Raw genomic sequence first — 2,947 nt, 5'->3', positions numbered from 1 at the left:
GGTACATCCTGTTACTGCTATAATTCCATTAACTGTTAACGTATAATTTCCTGCAAGTGTAAACACTGAAGAAGGTATTGAAAACTGACCAACACCTGCTGTTATGGTAACATCTCCTGAATTTCCTGTAGTAGGTGTTGCTCCAGGAATGGAGTAATTAAATTGATACACTCCATCTGGTAGATTGGTAGCGTTTGTAATATTGACAAGTACATTATTTCCTAAACAAGCAGCTGGAGCACTTAAGTTAGTTGAATCAATATCAGCAAGCGGTCTAACGATTATTTGTGCTGTAACATTAACTAATGTATTTGAACAAGTGGTTACTGTATTAAGAATATTAGTAAAAGAAATAACTGTTGTGCCTATATTAGGTATTGAGGCACTTGGAACTGTAAAACTTCCTATTCCAGAAGCGATAGTAACTGTTACGGATTGACCAGATAATGTATTACTTCCCGCTAAATCATAATTCAAAGTATACACACCATCAACCATTCCATTTAAATTAACTACTGCTGATGAACCAATACAAACTGGAGATGTTGATACATTTATTGAAGTTAATTGTGGATTGGGTAAAATTGTAAACTGAACAACTTCAGTATCAGTTCCACAAGCATTATTAACTCTGTAAGTATAACTATAGGTTCCAGCAGGGAAACTGATAATAGTTATTGGAGATATTACTACTACAGCTGAACTATCTGTCCATTCTCCGCCAACGCTTTCACCTGTTAAAAGTGTTGCTAAATCAATTATTCCTGTTGATGGACAAACAGAAGTTAAACCAGTAAATGTCCCGGCAGTTAAGGGTGCAACCACTTCAAAATTAGTGTTTGCATCTTCATTTGTATTAGAACAACCTGTGGTGGTATTTATGCTACTAATAGTAATCGTATAATTCCCAACTGTTGCAAAAACAGTAGCAGGCACGGTGAACTGACCAATTCCACCTGTAATTGTAACATCCCCAGAGTTTCCAGTAGTTGGAGTTCCTGTTGGAATACTATAATTAAATTGATAAACTCCGTCAGGTAGATTTGTAGCATTTGAAATAACAACTGTAGCTGCACTTCCAATACAAACTGTAGAAACCGCAATATTGGTATTGTCAATTTGAACTATCGGATTAATAACAATTGTTCCGATAACATTGTTCAAAGCAACCTGACAACTAGTTGTGGTATTTTGAATAGTGTTAAATGTAATTGTGGTTGTACCAATATTAGGAACGTTAGCTGTTGGAATAGTAAAACTTCCATTTCCGCCCGAAATTAAAACTATTGCATTTTGATTAGCAAGTGTATTGCTTCCGCTTAAATCAAAATTTAAATTATAAGTTCCATCTACCATTCCTGATAAATTAACTGTCACATCTAAACCAATACAAACTGGAGAAATGGTAATATTAGAGGAAGCTACTATTGGACTTGGCAACACTGTAAATGATACTTCTTGATTATCTTTTCCACATGAATTTGATACCGAATAAGTATAGGTATAAGTTCCTGCTGTAAAGGCACTTATATCTACTGGTGTTATTGCCGACCATGTACCGCCAGCATCCTGCCCTGTCAATAAAGTATTCAAATCTATGGTTCCAACTGATGTACAAACTGGAGCAATAGTAACTGCATCACCAGCATTTGGTAAAGGATTTACGATAACTGTTACAACAGCTGTATCTGAAGCACAAGGAGAAACTCCGCTGTTAACTGTGTAACTGAAATTATAAGAACCTGGCAGAACCAATGAAGGATTAAAAAATGTTCCTGATAAAGCTCCTGTTGCATTATCATCACTAAATGTTCCAGAACCCTGCGTTCCGTCCAATCCATTCAATAAATTTAAATTTGTTGTATTGACACATGTCGTTAAAGTTCCATCAATACCTGCATTTGGTGATTGTGCTACTGTAATAGTTACTGTTGCAGAATCAGGAGTACACCCAAAACCACCAAGAACAGTATATGTAAATACATCAGAAACACCAACAGCTGGATTAAATATATTTGATACTGTAACGTTAGAAGAATTTGTCCAAACACCACCTGCTTGAGGTGTTCCACTTAACAATGTAAATAAATTAACTGGAGCATCATTGGAACAAATTATTGGAGGTGTTGTACTTGTTCCTGCATCTGGAACAGGAGATATTGAAACAGTAATAACAGCTTGATCATTCGAACAAGGTAAAGTTCCCGTTAAGGTGTATGTATAATTTCCGACTGGGTCAACAGCCGGATTGAAAATACCTGAGACTACTACATTTGATGGATTAGTCCAAACTCCACCTGATTGGGCAGAAGCTCCTAATTGTTGAAATAAATCATACGGTGCTACATTTCCACATATTGAAAACGGGCCAGAAACTCCAGCTTCTGGACCCAATGTTATTGAAACTGCTATTTGAGCCACATCATCAACACAAGGTGCAATTCCTAAAACTGTGTAGGTATAAACTCCGTCAACAGCTGTAGCTGGATTCAAAATATTAGTAACTATTGCATTTGATGGATCTCTCCAAACCCCACCTGTTTGAGCATTAGCTCCGAGCAAAGGAAACATATCTACTGGATCCTGATTTGAACAGATAGGTAAGTTCGCATCATTTCCTGCATTTGGTATTGGTCTTACCGTTAAAGTAACCGTTTCTGTGAGTGCTTTGGTACAGCTTGGACTTCCTGCTGTGGTTACACTTACTAAGGTTACGGTCGTGTTTACGGTATAGGTTCCTGGAACTGTTGCTGTTCCTGTTGCGTTTAGTACTATGGATTGGTTTGCTCCTCCGTTTATTGAATAGGTTACCGTGGCATTGGCCGTTCCTGTAAAAGTGAGTACTGAATTTCCGTTGGTACAAATAGTAGTTGGACTAAAACTCGCACTTGCCGTTGGATCGATTACCGTTAAGGTAACCGTTTCTGTGAGTGCTTTGGTACAACTC

At 37.4% G+C, this 2,947-nt stretch carries 1 protein-coding gene; it reads right to left on the bottom strand.

The annotated features are described in order from the left end of the window. On the bottom strand, positions 1-2,947 hold a 2,947-nt coding region (locus ACK5ON_RS03985; protein ID WP_409820100.1), incomplete at both ends, for a beta strand repeat-containing protein.

The sequence above is a fragment of the Flavobacterium sp. genome, assembly GCF_046317795.1.
GTDB lineage: Bacteria > Bacteroidota > Bacteroidia > Flavobacteriales > Flavobacteriaceae > Flavobacterium.
Note: the sequence above shows the minus strand (reverse complement) of the source record. Positions and strands in the feature narration are given on the sequence as shown.